Raw genomic sequence first — 16,067 nt, 5'->3', positions numbered from 1 at the left:
TATAAAATGATAGGTCTGGCAACTCCATACAAAACTCAAAATTACGGTACAAAATTGCAGGCCTATGCCATGCAAACAATTTTTTCTGAAATAGGATACGACACTGAAATTATCAACTATACACATATTTCAAGTAAAAAAGACAAAATTCTAACTCTGCTTTCACCCAAGAAGCTCAGAGAAAAAGCCAAGTATAAAAAAGCAACAAAAAAAGCTGTCAGCAATGCCGTTTATGCGGAGTGCATTTCTCTCAGAAACAACCAATTTAATAAATTTGTCAACAACAATCTGCATACAACGCGTAACTTTGTAAATCTTGATTCATTGAGGGAATATTCTAAAAGATACGATGCGGTTATATGCGGAAGCGATCAGATATGGCTGCCTGTACATATAAGACAGAATTATTATACACTTTCATTTGTTCCTGAGGGAACACGGAAAATTGCCTATGCCCCAAGTTTTGGCATAAGCACTGTTGAAAATTCTGACAAAAAACTCTACCAAAATTCAATCAATAATTTTGACTTTCTCTCATGCAGAGAAGAAAGCGGTTGCAAGCTCGTACATAATCTTACCGGTCGTGATGCTCAGCTTGTTCTTGATCCTACCCTTATGGTAAACAAAAAAAGTTGGGATAAGATGAGCGGTGACACACCAATCGTGGATGGAAAATATATATTCTGCTATTTTCTTGGACAGAACCCTGAACACAGAAAGGCTGTAAGGAAACTTTCTGAACAGACAGGCTTTAAAGTTGTTTGTATTCCGTATATTGAAGGATATACGGAAAGTGATGATAATTATGCAGATATTTCACTATATGATATAGGACCCGACGGTTTTATCAACTTGATAAAGAATGCTCAGTTTGTATGTACGGATTCATTTCACGGCAGTGTTTTTTCAACTATATTTGAGCGTCAGTATTTTGTTTTTGAGCGTTTTGCAAGCGGAATGAAAGGCTCAACCAACACCCGACTTGAATCACTTTTAAAAAGTCTTAAGCTTGAGTACAGACACATAAAATGCAGTGATATTTTACCGGATTGGGACAAAAAGATTGCTAAATCTATTGACTATAATAAAACCAATGCACTTCTTGACAATCTCAAAAACGAGTCATTCAACTACATTTTAAAAGCACTTGACGGAATCCCCCCGAAAAAATCAAAGCATATTGAATTATTTGACAAGTATGATTGTTGCGGATGTTCTGCATGTGCAGATAAGTGTCCAACAAACAGTATTTCTATGAAGCCCGATAAAGAAGGATTTTTATATCCTGAAATTGACGAATCAAAATGCGTAGAATGTTCGGCCTGCCTTAAAGTCTGCCCAATAAAGCAGTTTCGCAAAGGCGAAAATGATTTTACTGCTTTTGCCGCTAAAAGTAACGACAAAGAAATCAGACACGAAAGCACATCAGGCGGTATATTTACCCACCTTGCAAAAGCAATCATATCAAATGGCGGTGTAGTTGTAGGAGCTGCATTTGACGAAGAATTTAATGTAAAACACATTGTAATCGAAAATGATAAAGACATAAAAAAAATCAGCGGTTCAAAATATGTGCAAAGCAGTACTCAAGGCATCTATAAAAAAATCAAAGAACTTCTTAATACAGGGAAAACAGTTATGTTTTCCGGCACGCCTTGTCAAATAAGAGCATTGAAAAGCTATCTTGACAAAAATTACGATAATCTTATTTTGATAGATCTTTTCTGCCATGGAGTACCTTCTCCCAAAATATGGCAAAGGTATCTTGAATTTATAAATCCTGAAAAAAAATGTATACAATCTGTTTCATTCAGAGATAAACGAATCAGTTGGGAAGACTATTCGCTAACCGTCAAATATGATGAAACTGAAAAAAGTACATTTTGGAAAGATGACAGCTATGCCCGTGGATTTGGTTTTTCATTATTTAACCGTCCGTCATGCAGCAAATGCCGTCTTAAATCATTCCCGAGAGTAAGCGACATTACTCTTGGCGACTTGTGGCTTATCGGACAGATTTTCCCTGATTTTGATGACCACAAAGGAACTTCTTTTGTTATTCTAAACAGTGATAAAGGCTGTAAGCTTTTTGAAAAAATAAAGAATGAAATAACATTCAAAGAAATTCCAAAAGATATGCTCAATCTCACCTACCCTGTAATGGGTTCTCCAACCAAAGCACATCAGAATCGAAGCAAGTTTTTTGAACAGCTTGACACAATCCCATTTGATGTACTTGTTAAAAGATACGCAACAATAGACAGAAAACGGGAGTATAAAATAAAACGAAATAAAATTCTTAATAAAATTGGAGTTCTTCCATTACTTAAAAAGATAAAAAGAAAATTATGACGGGAGAGTACTGATGAAAAAACTAATGAATCAAAACTGGTTTATCGCCATAGTATTTATGGTTCTGTATAAACCTGCAATATTTTCACAAATGCCTCAATATCAGACATTTGATAAAATTTCAAATGTGCTGAAGGTACTCATCATTGCCGTCCTTCTGGTGTGGTTTTGCCTCTTTTATCAAAAATTTTCAATGTACTTTGTAATATTTTTGTTTTTTGAAGTTTGGAGGATACTGGCAACGATTTATTGTGACGGAAACTATTCTTCCTTGTTTCTGACAATATTCAATTCTCTTGCAATTGTATTAGTTGTTGAAATGGGACTAAAAACTGACCCTGATGCACTGCTTGACGGTGCGACCTTTGTTTTGGGAATATTCGTGTTAATTAACTTTATCACTGTACTTTTGTTTCCACAAGGAATGTATGAGTTTAACACATTCACAAATAACTACTTCCTTGGTTATAGAAATAATTCGATTATGCTTATTTTTCCTGCAATGATTTTTTCGGTTGTTCGATCCCTCAGATTATATGACAGACTGACTGTGTCTTCTTTTCTAATTTGCGTCATATCAACCGCAACAGTAATATTAGCATTTTCCGCAACCAGTGTTATCGGTATTATGATATTTATACTGTTCCTTTTTCTGGCTCTCATCAACTGGATGCCAAAATTTCTTAACATTGTTACTTATATTGTGATAAATATCATTTACTTCTTTGGAGTAATTATCCTGCGAGTACAGGAAGCATTTTCGTTTATAATTGTTAATGTGCTTGGAAGGGATCTATCTTTCACAGGTCGCACCAACATATGGGACAGTGCTCTTGAGGCATTTTATAAATCACCTATTTTCGGTGTCGGAGAAATCGATAATCAGGCTTCAAGAGATCTAATAGGCGCTACACATGCCCATAACTATTACCTGAATCTTTTGTACAAAAGCGGAGTCCCCGGATTTCTGCTTTTCTTTACCATACTTATTATTTGTGGTATTGCATTATACAAAAATCGCAAAAACGGCAAGATTCCGTTTGTTGTGTCAGGTGCTCTTTGTGCATTTATGATTATGCTTCAAAGCGAGGCTTATTACAACATATACTACTTCTTTTCAATTCTCACCTTATCAACTTTTATATCGTATGCTCTTCCCAAAAGAGATAGTGACGGTAACTTTATATATAAAAATAACAAACGAATTAAATCCAAAAAAGCAACGATTAAATTTTAGGGATGTGATTCATACTTGAACAATACAAGTAAGAAAAACGATAAAAATATAAAGGCAAGTGCTTTTTATATGGTTGGCAACCTATTTAACAAAGCTCTTGCATTTTTTACCATACCAATATTTACAAGACTTCTTACAACTTCTGAGTACGGAATTGCTCAAACCTATTTGTCATGGGTCAGCATATTAACTCTTATTGTCGGACTTTCACTAGGTAACTCAATCCGAACAGCATATGTTGATTTTCACGATGACATTGAAGGTTATATGTCATCAATTTTTGGTCTGTCATTACTCAGTTTTCTTGTATCATCAGCTTTAATCATTGCCGGAATGTTTATTTTTGGTAACATTGATATAATTCTCGTCATATGCTGTCTTATACAGTCATATTTTCAATTTGTAGCAACTGCTATGACAACAAAATATATGATGAAAGTTGACTATATAAGAAAAACTCTTTTGCTGGCACTTCCAAATTTGACGATTCAGGTTATTGCAATATTCACCATTATGAATATGCACGGCGATAAAAAATACTTCGGATATATTATCCCATACGCCGCAGTATATATGGTGGTCGGAATATATTTTGTAATTTCGTCATTTATCCGAGGAAAAAAGCCTTTAAACAAATTATATTGGAAATATGCACTCACATATTCCCTGCCACTTATATTCCATGGTCTTTCACTTGTTCTTCTGTCAAGTTCCGACAGAATTATGATTACAAACCTGTATAACTCATCTGAAGCCGGAGTTTATAGTCTGATTTATAATTTAAGTATGGTTGCCATGGCAGTCACCGCATCTCTTGAGGCTGTGTGGGTCCCGTGGTTCACCCGAAAACTTTTGACAGGTGAGAAATCAACCATTAACAAAAACATCACAAAATACCTTGAAATTGCCCTTGTAGTCATGCTGTGCCTTATGTTTGTTGCTCCGGAAATAGTAAAAATTATGGCGACAAAACAGTACTACAGTGGTATATATATGATTCCCCCTCTTGTATTTGCCTCCTATGAGATGTATATGTACACTGTATATGTAAATGTAGAATACTACTATAAGTCAACAAAATACATTGCGTTTAACACCATCGTTGCCGCAATCACAAACATTGTGCTTAATTTCATTTTTGTTCCCTTATACGGAGGAATGGCAGCCTGCTTTACTACGGTGATCTCCTATATGGTTTCATTCTTAATGCACTCAAAGCATTCACGCAAGCTTGACAGAGAATTGTTTCCCCTTAAACAGTTTGCAGTTCCAACCTTAATTTTTATTATTGCAATCATTATTGCCTATCTTTTGATGGAGTTTTGGATAGTACGATGGATAATTGCAATTGTTGGATTTATCTTTTATGCGGCATATGCACTTTTAACAAAGAGGTTTTCAAACTTTCTAAAATAATAGATCATAAGCGAATAAATTCTTTTTCTACATTAACCACCAATGGCTTTATTGAATCCTGCAACAATAAAATCAAAGTGAACGATAATCCTGCTGAATGAATGCGTTCTTTGCGCGGGCAAAATCACACAGAAACATCGCGCTGAAGAGTAAACTCGGCAAGGCGGTCAATTATCTGATTGAGAAAGAACCGTATCTGAGAAGGAACATCGAAGACGGCAGACTGCAAATTGACCACAACCGTGCCGAACTAAAACAACAAAAACAAGTGATTAGTATTTCAGCCACCGTGAATTTACACGGTGGCTGTTTTGACTGTTACATTCTCAAAAGAAATGCTTACAGCAGCAGAAATTTCAAGCGTTTCCGTAACCGCATCTTACATATGTTTTCCAACAAACATATCAGTTCTGCAACAAAACAAGCGACAGCTTAATTCGCCGCCGCTTGTAATTCTCATATATTCTGTTTTTTCGGGTTACCCCAACTATTGACATTGAGACTTCGTTGGCAACTACCTCTCAGTGAACTTTCAACTTAGAGCATTGATATATAATCCGCCATACTAATAAAAGATCCGATGTCACCAAAGACATCGGATCTTCTTTTATGCACTAATATTTGTTATCAATTGCAATTTAGCAATTATTTCTCACCGAGATTCCAATAGCCAAGGAACATACCGTAACCATCAGTACTAGAACCTGTTACCTTTGAGTCGCATACAACAAATGTTTCACCATTGTGGTCTGCTGTTGTAAATGTACCCTTATTGTATGTTGCGCTATAACTACCGCTCTTAGCATTTAATACATTGTATCCGGGTGAAAGGAGCGTTCTGAAATTACCTTTACTGTTGCAGAATACAACATTCTTAGCATTATCAATTGCCTCAATCTGATCACTGTTAAGTGTTACCGAGTATACAGAATACTTACCACCTACGAGAGCCTTAGTTTTTAACGATGGAGTATACTTATCGGCTGTCTTCTTCATTTCAATCTTAGTAAGATCAGCCGGTGAATTACTTGAACCATACGCAAGATATACTCCCTTGTCCATTGCTGTCTTGCCCTTTACAGGTGCCGGGAATACGCAGTAGAGTGTTGCTGTGCTTTCTACGATTTTAACTTCTGATGTTGACCAATATCCTGTGAATGTGCCGTAACCCTCAATACTTGAACCGGTGCTAATACCGTCACAGATTACAAATGTGTTCTTTGCTCTGTCGGCAAGCTTAGCTTTTGTTTTTGTGTATTCTGATGAATACTCTTTTCCGGCAGGAGCTTTCATTACGCTGTACTTGCCGTTGATGTAAGTTCTGTATGTACCTGAAGCATTCTCAAAGATTACATATGTTGATGCATCAATTGCAGCCACCTGATCCTCTGTAAGAGTCACAGTATATACCGGATATGTACCTGATACAAGCTGACTAGTCTTTGAATCTACATCTGCATATGTGCTTGTTCTTGTCATCTTAATCTTATTGAATGAACCAATCTTGTAATCATTGCTGTATCCAATATATACACCCTGATTCCAACAGTTCTTCCACTTTGTTGATGCCGGTGCCACTGCGTATACTGTAGTACACTTTGTCCAGTATCCTGTATATGTGCCGTAACCGTCTATGCTTGTTCCTGTTGTTACTTCACCATTCATAATGAATGTGCAATCATTAAGATTTGCAAGAGATGTTTTAGCTGTGTTGTAATCTGCACTATATGTTCCTGTCGGAGCTTTAAGAAGATTGTACTTTGAACTTACATAAGTCTTGTATGTATTCGATTTGTTTACAAGTACTACATAAATTGCCTTGCTAACAGCCTCTGCCTGCTCTTTTGAAAGTGTTACAGTGTAGAGAGAATATGTACCTGCTGTAAGCTTGTCTGTCTTTAAATCAGGTGTAAGGAAATCTGTTGTCTTTGTAAGCTGAATCTTTGTAAATGTGTTAATGGCATACTTATTGCTGTATGCAAGATAGATACCGTCATCCCAACATTTCGGGCTGGATACTGTCTTTGGTACAACAAAGTTAAGTGTCGTTTCACCAACCGGCTTTGTCGGCTCTGTTGCAGGCTGAGTCGGCTGTGTTGCAGGCTGAGTCGGCTTTGTTGCGGGAGCTGTTGTGGGCTGTGTTACAGTTGTAGGCTGTGTTGCTGTTGTGGGCTGAGGAGCTGTTGTTGGCTCTTCGCCCTGAACGAGAACTGCCTCAGCAGTAAATACAGCGCCGTCTGCCTTTTCGCTGCCATACTTATTGATATATGTGATATCAACATCCTTACCGTTAAAAAGATCTTCATATGAGTCAGCCATTGTACCTGTAAGAACCTCAACATCGAGGTCAACTGTTGTGTCGCCGCTGCCTACAACATCAAATGTGAATGTACAATAAACACTCTTCTGTTTGAAGTTGTAAAGATCAAGGCTTGAGCAGTTGAAGAGCACTTCATTCTTAAGAGTTTTGTTCCAAACGATTGTGTCCTTGAATACAGGGAAATCAGTGTTTCTTGTGTTTGTTGAAGCAAGCTTAAGTACAGAGCTGTCATATGAGAGTGTGCCCTGTGTGTTAAGAATCATATTCTTAGCCTGAAGATTGTATGTAACAACAACCTGTTTTGTATTTGCATTATACTCATACGAAACAGGATCTGTTACATTTGATGTAACACTGATTTTGTTTGTAGAAGTTTTTTCGGCAGCACTTGCAGAAAATGGGAGGGCGGTGAACATACACAGCACCATCATAACCGCAAGAACCACAGAAAGCTTTTTCTGGATTTTTTTCATGCTAATTACTCCTTAAAAATAAAATATACTTGTGTCACAAATTGTGACTAACTTCCAAACCTCGGTATTTCAATCGTTCCGAATTACCGAGCTCAATTAAAATTATAGCACAATGTTGTCGTTCATACAACAAAAGTGTTATTCTTTTAACGAAAATTTTTCGCCTTAAAATATGTGCAAAATAACGGTACATTTGCTATTATGCACAAATTTAATGTCTGATTATTGTGAACATCGTCTTCTTTTCGTTTCACAGTAAAGAAATAACCGATAATAATACTATATTTATCAGCAATTGTTTTGTAAGAAAAAGTCTGTGTCAAGAGCAATTTCGGTGCGGACAGTATTGCTGTCGGCAATTTAATCCGATTGTCCGTTTTATAAAAGCGTCAAAAAGTTTTAAACAGTTCAATTGCCTTTGCCGGATCTGCGGCTCTGAAAACAGCCGTTCCCGCAACGCACACATCAACGCCTGCGTCGGCAGCCTGTTCAATTGTATCTCTTCCGATTCCCCCGTCAGCCTCAATCAGGATATTGTCCAGACCTCTGCGGTGACATTCTCTCTTGATTTCCTTAACTTTCGGCATCATATTCGGCATAAAGCTTTGACCGCCGAATCCGGGTTCAACTGTCATAACAAGTACGACGTCAAGCTTTTCAAGATACGGGAACACTGTCCATGCAGGAGTGTTTGGCTTTAGCACAAGCCCCGGCTTTACTCCTCTTGACTTGATTTTATCAATCGTACTGTCAATATCGGAATCACACTCAACATGAAATGTGATGATATCAGCGCCTGCGTCGGCAAAATCATCAATATACTTAAGCGGCTCACTTATCATAAGATGAACATCAAACGGACGGTTTGAAAGCTTTCTTACCGCCTTGATAATCGGTGCGCCGAAGGTTATGTTGGGAACAAAGTGACCGTCCATAACATCAAGGTGCATCCAATCTGCACCGGCCTGATCCATTCTTTCTATTTCTTCACCCATTTTTGAAAAGTCACAAGATAAAAGTGACGGAGCTATTTTCATACTTTACATCCTTTCTACGGTTTTTGAAGTGCGGGGGCAAACACAGCGGCGGCACCCCAGAACAACGCATAAATCAAGACTTCAAGCGAACCCATAACGCTCACCCCGGCATACAGCGAAAGGGTTGACGCCACAAGCAATCCGAGAATTACGGCAATCAGCTGAATTATAATTGAAAGAGAAATATTATGCTTAATCTTCACACAGCCTGTTACGGCTCGGGCAAGCGAAGCGGCCTTGCCGTTTGTAATGAGGTAGGAACGGGAGGTTTCCTCAACCGTATCCTCCGCCTCCTTGAGAACATTTCCGAGTCCTGTCGGAAGCACCTTGATACTGCGGTAGAACAAATCGTAAAGATTTGCAATAAGGTCATTTGTAACATTATAATCGGTTGTTCTGATAAGAAAACTGACGCCGTTGGTTTCGGCTCTTTGCATTTCAGCCTTAAGCTGAGGGTCAGCGGTATATTTTGTAACGAACATTGCAACGAGTCTGCCCGCTCTCGAAAGATATGTAACCTGTCTGCCCTGAGAAGTATATTTCTCCTCGTATTCAATATTAGGAACTTCAACGCTGTATTTTTCCATAAGGGTGCGTGAGCCGACAAGGATTCTCTCACTGTTAATCCAGCCGACAAGACCGATTTCGTCCTCGTACAGCACACTTTCAACCTCGGGAAGAGTTTCGTTTGTTTCGGCAACAACCGAATCAAATGCATTTGCAATTGGGTTCTGAGCTTCTTTAAGAATTGCTATGCCGCACAAAAGCGACTCGTCAATTGCGTACTCCTCAAAGGTTTTAATTCCCTCAAGTGAGATTGACTCAGCAGGAAACAGCTCGGTTGCATCTATCATAACTGCAGTGCTGTCGCAGAACTGCTTTACCGACGGATAGCCCGAAAGCATTGCACCGTAAGAAAGCAAAGTTTTGCAAAGCTTTCTCACAGGCGCATTTACCGACAAAAGCGTTGCCACCGGAACAGATACCGCCGCTACAAGCGCAAATGCGTTCAACGCGTCTGCAAACGACATTTTAACAATACCGTATATAATCGCGATTATCACTGACGCAACCGTTGTTATCGGGGCAAGCTTTGACGCCAGATCCTCACTCGGGTCGGGCGCATAAGATATTTTCAGAAAGTTTGCCGGAAATTTGGTCTTATGCTGATAGGCAATAATGGGACGGTCGGCGGCGGTGCCGCTCATCATCTGTCTTGCAACAGATTCATTATTATAAATTTTTGAAGCATACTTCTGACCCTTTGACGACACAAAGCGGAAATTGTCCTTTACACGAAGAACCATCAGAAGCTTGCCGACATTGTTCGCAAAAAAAGCAATCAACGGAATTACCGTGTAATAATTTACATAGAAGCCGTTTAAATCGCCTAGGCAGAAAAACGACACTATTATCTGAATCATTCCTGCCGCACCGGCAACTGCAACAGCCGTGTCTGAATTGCCCTTTACACGGACAAGCGGTGAAAGTCCGCTCAGCATTGCAACACGGTTAAGCACAAGTGACGCCGCCATAAGAACAAACAGCAAAATTGCATATGCCGCAGGCGCAAACGGTATTGCGGAACAGATTCCACTCGGGAAAAGTCTTGTCACAACCGTAAGCACAACAACTATAGCCGCAATAATTCCCGAAAGCAGACTTCTCATAAACAGCTTTTTTATATTATGGTTAAGCTCATAAAATATGCTTCTTTCGTCCTCTTCGCCCGTATAATCCTCAACAGGCTCGGCATTTTCGTCTTTGACGGTATCGCTGTCATCCGACTCATCCTTTGAGAAAATTCCTACAAGTGCAGAAATCACTTTTTCGCCCAAAGGACGGCTGTCCTTGTGATTTTGCTCGGCAGGGGCAGCTCCTTCATCGGCAACAGCTGTTTCGGGACGAAGCACATGAGCAATTACCGAAGGATTTTTGGAACGGACATATTCCTCATACTCGTTAGCTACGGCATCGGAAAATCTGCCTGCCTTGACATTGAGAATGTTCCTCGGTTCATCGGGACGGTAAACAGGAACCTTTGCAACCACCTTGCGCGGCGGCTTTTCGGGGGGTTGAAGCTGATGGACAGGAGTATTAAGCGCCTCGGCGGAGTCCTCTTTTTTTTCTTCCTTTTTTTCAGTCTTACCGTCGGGAATATCAATATCAATTGTATGGTAGCTTTTGATTTCGGCATCCTCGCGAAACTGCTCAACCTCGCCGAGTACTTCACCCGAAAACTCTGTGTTTTCATCATATTCGGGGGTGAGGGTCACTATCTTATTTTCTTCCTCTGCGGCTTTTTTCTTTGCCTCTTCGTACTCACGCTTAGCCTTTTCGGCTCTTTCTGCCGCCTTTTTTTCGGCTTCTGCTTTGAGCTGTTCGGGAGTTACAAGTTCATCGTCATTTCCGTCCATTATCAGCTCTGCCTGCATCGTGGCGGCTGTTTTATCTCCGACTATTGAATTTGAGGTGTCGGGTTCGGACTCATCGAGCGGACTTACATTTTTCAATCTTGGCTTTTTATCTGCATTGCTGAAAATTTCCTCAACCTTTGGTTTTACACGGTACTTTTCAGCCGTTTGCTCCATTCGCTCCTGATCGGCAAGATAGTGGGTTTCTTCGAGTATGCTCTCAATTTCAAGCTCTTTGAGCCTGTCCTTATCCATATCAGCCAAAGCATTCACTCCTTTTTATTTTAGTTCGAGTAGATAGTTTAGATTTATCTGAAACTATGCCGCCCGAGCTGTACTCTCTGTTTTTACAATCTTTGACATTTAAACACACAACTTTGATAACATCAAATGATTTTATTTAAACATTAAATTTCTTCAAAACGGGCGGATAATATCCGCCCCTACAGAATCGTGCAAACAGTTGCAATTTTACGCTCGGGCATAATATGCTTTTTCGCTTTGCAAACTGTCTTCCCGACCTCAATTTTCCATTTTCAATTTTCAACTTTCAATTTGACATCAGCGGTTTTTCATCGCTTTGTACATCAAAATTCCTGCGGCAACCGACGCGTTGAGGGAATTTATCTGACCTTTCATCGGCAACGACACGATTACATCACACTTTTCACGAACAAGCCTTGAAATGCCCTTGCCCTCGTTGCCGATAACAATTGCGCACGCACCCGAAAAATCACACTTGTCATAATCCGTGCCGTCCATATCTGCGCCGTAGACCCACACGCCTTTTTCTTTGAGTTCATCAAGCGTAACTGCGATATTGGTCACCCTTGCAACACGCATATATTCAATTGCCCCTGCCGACGCCTTGGCAACCGTGTAGCTTAAGCCGGCACTTCTGCGTTTGGGAATAATAATTCCGTGAACTCCGGCACATTCCGCAGTTCTTATTATTGCACCGAGGTTGTGAGGGTCTTCAACCTCATCAAGCACAACAACAAACGGTGCTTCGCCTCTGCTTTCGGCATATTCAAGGATATCTTCAACCGTTGAATAATCCTTTGCCGCCGCAAATGCGACAATGCCCTGATGAGTTGCTCCGCCGCTGACATAGTCAAGCTTTGTGCGGTCAACTTCTTTAACGGGTATTTTTTTGTCACGGGCTTTTGCAAGTATTCCCACAATCGCACCGCTCTTTTCGCCCCTTGCAACAAGAATTTTGTCAATCGGGCGGTTGCTGCGAACAGCCTCGCTTACAGGATTTCGTCCTGCAATTACATCGGGCTTTTGCTCTGTATTTTCAATTTTTTCGTTTTTCATCATAAATCAGCCTTGTTAAGATTTTTCGTGTCCGCATCGGACACACTCTTTCATTTTCTTTATAGCGTTAATTATAACACAAAACAAAAAATTGTAAAATACCTTTTATCTTAAAAAATCAAACTCTGTACAATGTATCAAGAGCAATCGCTCCGGAGTCGATGTATTCGGGAATAATGCCGTACATTCCCATAGCCGTATCCTCAAAAATCACCATATGCGGCGGAAACACCGTAAAGCTGCAGTACACGGCAATCAACAGCAGAGTCAAAAATATACACGGCACAAACAGACATTCCGTTTTTTTATCTCCATACTCAAGCCATGTACCGAATGCAAACGCACACAGGCACGCTGTAACCGCACAGATAAACCTTGGCAGATTTGCGTTTTCAATTCCGAGGGCATAGATTAAGAGATATGACAAAATACAAAACGCACCGACAAGCCAAATTGATATCATTCGCGACACGGCAAAGCGGTGGAATCCCGACCTTTTGCCCACAGCCTCAACAAGACTCCAAATAAAATATGACAGCATTACAACCTTGGTCTGTTCCCACATACTGTTGTTTACCGAGCCGAAGAAAATCCCAAGCAAAGCGCCGTTTGTGAGCGAATACAGATTTTTAAACAAAATTATCATCAGCGGCACAACGATAATTCCCCATATCTGCATTTTTACGGTTTCTTTTTTCATAAAACACACCTCGCCGTTGTATTCTATGAGCCGCAATTGTCAAATATTACCCTTTAAGGTTTTCAAAAACAGTAATCCCTGTTATTTCTGTTTGCAAATTTGCGATTTATTTTTCCAAATCGGCACATTTACATTCTGTATAATTCAACATTTTCAACAACAATGTGGAAAACTATGTTGAAAGTGTTAAAAGTCGTGTTATGAAAAGCTGATATTACACGAAGTTTACAAACCTGTAACTTTTAACATCCAAAAACCGAGTTTTCCACATTTCTCATAAAGAAATTTAACATTACAGCTCTATTACTAACTGTATAATATGTGTGTCAAGGGTTATTTTTTATGTTTTTTCAACATTTTTATTCCACAGAAAATACCCGTAAAAATCAAAAAACAGGTACACAGCCGTGTACCTGCAAATTTCAAGGTTATTTATCAATTTTTAGTTTCTGAGCAGATGAATAGCCGTTTCGGCTTTATCAATAATTCTCAAATCGTTATCGTATGAGCACATTTTCCGTGCCTGCTGCAAGTCAACCCAAATATAACTGTCAATTTCCTCTTCCTGAATCGTCACATTATCCGTAAATGCCTGTGCAAGAAAAAAGACAACTCTTTTGCGGATTTTGCCGAAAGGACAGTACTCGCTGATTTCACGAAAGTCCTTTTCAATCACAACATCAAGCCCTGTTTCCTCTTTAATTTCACGGATAGCTGTCTGATGTTCGTTTTCGCCCTCTTCGATATGCCCCTTCGGAAAGCTCCAATACCTGCCGTTGCTGTTCTTTACAAGCAAAATTTTCGTATTCTGTCTGCTCTTATAAAAGATAACAGCGCCGCAGGACTTTTCGTAAAGGCAAACAATGCTTTTCAGCTTAATATTTTTCAGCCTTGAAAGCACCTGTCGAAGCTCCGGTTCGTAAAACACCTCGCCGAACTGTGAAACAATCGGGCGCTCGCCGTCCAAACCGTCAAATTCAGCCACCGCAACAACAACGCCTTCAAAATACTCTGTAACAGGCTTGTGCGAAATGACATACGCACTCCTGCTCGTCACAGAGCCGGAGGTAATCTGTGCCGAATAAAGCCTGTCACTGATTTTTCCGAAAACATTCACTTTTACATTGTCCGCTATCATCGGCATACACCTCCTTTTCTGCGATAAATTTGAACTGTCAGTTAAAAAGATTGCTCATACTGTCAAGCTGAACCTGAGTATTTGCACTCATTACGCCGTTAATAAACAGCACCTCGTTAATACCGTTCGTTTTGCAGTAATTAACAAGATTTTGATTGAAATATCTAAAATCGACAACATGAACCTCTTCATAGTTATTTGTAAGATACGGAACAAGGGCGTTGCCGTAGCTTTCTTTTACAACGGCAATTTTCTTGCCTGCCTCAGCATTTTCAGAGCCGGACTTGAGAACGGTAAGAGCGTTGTCGCCCATAATAAACACACCGTAGGTATTTGCACCGCCTTCTGCGGCTTCATAGTAAGGGCTGTCATAGCTTGCCGAAGAACCGTCGGCCTGAGTAATATCCATTGTCACATTGTATGGTAGTTTCCAGTAACTTACCGTGTCGCTGTCAAGTCCGTCTGCCGAGTTTGTAAACGAGCCGGTAAAGCCGTTAATCTTCTGTTCCTCACAGTCGTCAAGTGAAAGAACAGGCAAATCATTTGTATTGGCAAACGCTGTGTAGGCATAGTAAGAACCAAGACCTGTCCAGTGATGATCGCTCTTGAAGTAGATGTAATCCGTGTTATGTTCTGCAAGACGGTTGTAGCAGTTAATCGGAGTCACCTTGTCCGAAAGAGCCGCATAAGCAGCCTTGATGTTGTCTGCCTGTGAGGTTGACGGAGCGTCGCTGTCCTTAAGTCTTTGCGGAAGCCCCATTTCCGTATGGTTGGGAACAATCATATCGTAAACCTTTACGGAACTGCCGAACTTGTCGGCAAAGCCGTTGATTGTCTTCGCATAGTTCTGCGCTCTTGCGTTATCGCTTGAGAACAGTTCATAGCCGGTCTTGTTCCACACATAAATGCTATAGGCAAGAGTACCGTTAGTATTGTCGTCCTTTATGTTAGGCGTCATAAAATAGGTTGGCGAAAGCTCATCTGCGGCGCCGCCGGATTTATCGGCGGTTGTTGCAGTCTGAACGGCAGGTGCTGTTGTTCCGACTGTTCCTGTCGGAATTTTTGAAAGCGAGTCGTCCTTTGAACAGCCCTTTATAATAGATGACAAAATCAATATGATAACAAGCAAAATTACAATTGCGCTTGTAACAATGATAATTCTGTTTCTTGTTCTTCTCTTATTTTTTCTTCTGACAGGTCTTCTTGAGGAACGCTGAGAAGACGGCCTTGCGGCATAGCTTGCAGGACGGCGCTGCTGTCTGCGGCGATATTCGCGGCTGTCTATGCTGTCATCAAAATTATCAAGATCAAAATAATCGTAATCGTTTCGTCTGCTCATAGTGTTCTCTCCCAACTCTCCCGAATGAAGAATAATTATATAAAGCTGCCGGTTACTCACGGCAAATATTGTATTTAAGTCTGCCTCAGCCACGCTTTGGATGCACAAGGACATTATCACTTAGATTATACAACAGAAAGTCATTAAAAACAATACAAAAAGCACAAAAAATACAATTTTCGAGGAGGATAATTCTCTCACATCAAAAAATCCTTTAAAAAAGTTTATCGGAACAAATAAAACAAAATTGCAAATATGCCGTTAAATTTCTTGAATATATAGGCAATTCGTGATAAAATTGTGTGGTATGAAGTTTTTAAA

Annotated in this window: 11 protein-coding genes and 1 pseudogene; 5 read left to right on the top strand and 7 right to left on the bottom strand. The window is 39.9% G+C overall.

The features are described 5' to 3' along the window. The first annotated feature begins 6 nt into the window (after positions 1-6). The 5 genes and pseudogenes from QDI94_RS08430 (at position 7) to QDI94_RS08415 (ending at position 5,499) form a co-directional block, all read left to right on the top strand. Positions 7-2,352, top strand: coding sequence for a polysaccharide pyruvyl transferase family protein (locus QDI94_RS08430; protein ID WP_278868297.1), 2,346 nt, complete (start codon positions 7-9; stop codon positions 2,350-2,352). A 13-nt stretch (positions 2,353-2,365) separates the two neighbouring features. Beyond that, positions 2,366-3,589, top strand: a complete 1,224-nt coding sequence (locus QDI94_RS08425; protein ID WP_278868295.1) for an O-antigen ligase family protein — start codon at positions 2,366-2,368, stop codon at positions 3,587-3,589. A gap of 15 nt (positions 3,590-3,604) precedes the next feature. Continuing rightward, on the top strand, positions 3,605-5,005 hold the full coding sequence (locus tag QDI94_RS08420) for a lipopolysaccharide biosynthesis protein (protein WP_278868293.1): 1,401 nt from the start codon (positions 3,605-3,607) through the stop codon (positions 5,003-5,005). 97 nt (positions 5,006-5,102) lie between these two features. After that, positions 5,103-5,243: pseudogene (locus QDI94_RS09915) on the top strand (hypothetical protein); the annotation flags it as partial. 73 nt (positions 5,244-5,316) lie between these two features. Beyond that, positions 5,317-5,499, top strand: coding sequence for a hypothetical protein (locus tag QDI94_RS08415; protein ID WP_278868291.1), 183 nt, complete (start codon positions 5,317-5,319; stop codon positions 5,497-5,499). A 151-nt stretch (positions 5,500-5,650) separates the two neighbouring features. Here QDI94_RS08415 and QDI94_RS08410 read toward each other — a convergent pair whose 3' ends face one another. The 7 genes from QDI94_RS08410 to QDI94_RS08380 all read right to left on the bottom strand — a co-directional run bounded on the left by QDI94_RS08410 (position 5,651) and on the right by QDI94_RS08380 (position 15,746). Beyond that, a complete protein-coding gene (locus QDI94_RS08410) occupies positions 5,651-7,798 on the bottom strand; it encodes a hypothetical protein (RefSeq protein WP_278868289.1) in 2,148 nt (715 codons plus the stop codon). 389 nt (positions 7,799-8,187) lie between these two features. Beyond that, a complete protein-coding gene (gene rpe, locus QDI94_RS08405) occupies positions 8,188-8,835 on the bottom strand; it encodes a ribulose-phosphate 3-epimerase (protein ID WP_101029677.1) in 648 nt (215 codons plus the stop codon). 14 nt (positions 8,836-8,849) lie between these two features. Beyond that, on the bottom strand, positions 8,850-11,513 hold the full coding sequence (locus tag QDI94_RS08400; protein WP_278868287.1) for a hypothetical protein: 2,664 nt from the start codon (positions 11,511-11,513) through the stop codon (positions 8,850-8,852). 297 nt (positions 11,514-11,810) lie between these two features. Continuing rightward, positions 11,811-12,569 carry a 23S rRNA (guanosine(2251)-2'-O)-methyltransferase RlmB gene (rlmB, locus tag QDI94_RS08395; protein ID WP_101029675.1) on the bottom strand — a complete coding sequence of 253 codons (759 nt, stop codon included), beginning with the start codon at positions 12,567-12,569 and terminating at the stop codon, positions 11,811-11,813. A gap of 118 nt (positions 12,570-12,687) precedes the next feature. After that, positions 12,688-13,269 (bottom strand): DUF6512 family protein, encoded by a 582-nt coding sequence (locus QDI94_RS08390; protein ID WP_278868284.1) that lies wholly within the window; start codon positions 13,267-13,269, stop codon positions 12,688-12,690. Positions 13,270-13,711: 442 nt separating this feature from the next. Beyond that, positions 13,712-14,407 carry a bis(5'-nucleosyl)-tetraphosphatase gene (locus tag QDI94_RS08385; protein ID WP_278868282.1) on the bottom strand — a complete coding sequence of 232 codons (696 nt, stop codon included), beginning with the start codon at positions 14,405-14,407 and terminating at the stop codon, positions 13,712-13,714. A 37-nt stretch (positions 14,408-14,444) separates the two neighbouring features. Further along, the gene (locus QDI94_RS08380; RefSeq protein WP_278868280.1) at positions 14,445-15,746 is read right to left on the bottom strand and encodes a DHHW family protein; all 1,302 of its coding nucleotides are present in this window, start codon (positions 15,744-15,746) and stop codon (positions 14,445-14,447) included. Positions 15,747-16,067 lie beyond the last annotated feature (321 nt).

The sequence above is a fragment of the Ruminococcus bromii genome (assembly GCF_928721825.1).
Lineage (GTDB): Bacteria > Bacillota > Clostridia > Oscillospirales > Acutalibacteraceae > Ruminococcoides > Ruminococcoides bromii.
Note: the sequence above shows the minus strand (reverse complement) of the source record. Positions and strands in the feature narration are given on the sequence as shown.